This window comes from Oleiphilus sp. HI0067, from assembly GCF_001635735.1.
In genome coordinates this window covers 1-1,404 of the sequence record NZ_LWFI01001168.1, presented here as the reverse complement: position 1 = coordinate 1,404, position 1,404 = coordinate 1, and the positions used below count along the sequence as shown (strand labels likewise).

Genomic DNA, 1,404 nt, shown 5'->3' with positions numbered 1-1,404 from the left:
TTCGCGTTAAGGGTATTGATCTACCGGAAGACTTATCTAAAGACGTATATCGCCGTATGTCGACAGAGCGTGAGCGTGAAGCACGTGAAACGCGGTCTCAGGGTCGCGAGTTGGCAGAAGGTATTCGCGCTGATGCGGATCGTGAGAAGGTTGTTATTGAGTCTGACGCTTACCGAGAGTCAGAAATCACACGTGGTGAGGGGGATGCAATTGCGGCATCCACTTACGCTGAAGCGTTCAATAAGAACCCAGAGTTCTATGCGTTTACGCGTAGCTTGCAAGCATATAAGGATACCTTTGCTAATAAAGAAGATGTCCTTTTATTAAAGCCTGATAGTGAGTTCTTCAAATACCTAAATCAGGCTAAATAGGCAAGTTCCTTACTCGTAAATCAATGAAAGAAGCACCTTAGGGTGCTTTTTTCATTTTTTGGCCTTTTTAATACCAACAACACCTTTTGTTGTTTTCAATTAAGCGTTAAAATCGCGCCCCTTTGCCTTTAACGAAATTAGACTTAGCTTAGATGGACTGGAATGATCTGTTCACAGCACTTTGTTTAGTGCTTGTAATTGAGGGCATTATGCCATTCTTGAATCCAAAAGCTTGGAAGCAAACCTTAGCATCGATTCTCAAAGCGAACGATAGAACCATGAGGAGCATTGCGTTAGTTTGCATGCTCGCAGGTCTACTGGGCGTGGTTTTGTTAAGGCAGTAATTTAATGTGTGTATCGACACGAGAAATACTATGAGTTTGACCGAACGTTGGATGTTGCCTGAGGGCGTTGACGAGCTGTTACCACCGGATGCATGGGCTCTTGAGAAAATGCGCCGTGAAATGCTAGATACATACTCAAGCTATGGATATGAATTAGTGTCTCCACCGCTTGTAGAGTTTCTTGAAAGTTTACTTACCGGTACTGGCAGTAAATTGGATTTGCAAACATTCAAAGTTACCGATCAACTGTCAGGGAGAACGCTCGGCATTCGCTCAGACATTACTACGCAAGCCGCTCGTATCGATGCGCACGTATTGAAAAACCATGACATTTCTCGTTTATGTTATGTCGATAGCGTGTTGCATACGCGTCCAGAACATACGATGACCAATCGAAGCCCAATGCAAATTGGATGCGAGCTTTTTGGGTCTGACAATGAAGCAGCAGACTTAGAAGTGATGTCTTTGATGCTAGAGACATTGACTATTGCAGAAGTCTCAAAGGTTCATGTGGACTTGGCGCACGTTGGTATATATCGTGGCTTGATGACTTCAGCTGAGCTCCCGAGAGAACTAGAAGATCGAATTTTCAGCGCATTGAATCGCAAGTCAATTCCCGAGCTTGATACGCTAGCCGCTGAACATAAGTTGCCGGTTATCGATATTATTCGCGAAATCGCTCTGCTTAG

At 44.2% G+C, this 1,404-nt stretch carries 3 protein-coding genes; all 3 read left to right on the top strand.

What is annotated here, in order from left to right; genetic code table 11:
• Window positions 1-371, top strand: a 371-nt coding sequence (hflC, locus tag A3739_RS17295; protein WP_068502197.1) for a protease modulator HflC, incomplete at its 5' end; no start/stop codon positions are given.
• Between the two features lie 152 nt (window positions 372-523).
• Window positions 524-715 carry a DUF2065 domain-containing protein gene (locus A3739_RS17290; protein ID WP_068476842.1) on the top strand — a complete coding sequence of 64 codons (192 nt, stop codon included), beginning with the start codon at window positions 524-526 and terminating at the stop codon, window positions 713-715.
• A 30-nt stretch (window positions 716-745) separates the two neighbouring features.
• Window positions 746-1,404, top strand: a 659-nt coding sequence (locus A3739_RS17285) for an ATP phosphoribosyltransferase regulatory subunit (protein ID WP_197472395.1), incomplete at its 3' end; no start/stop codon positions are given.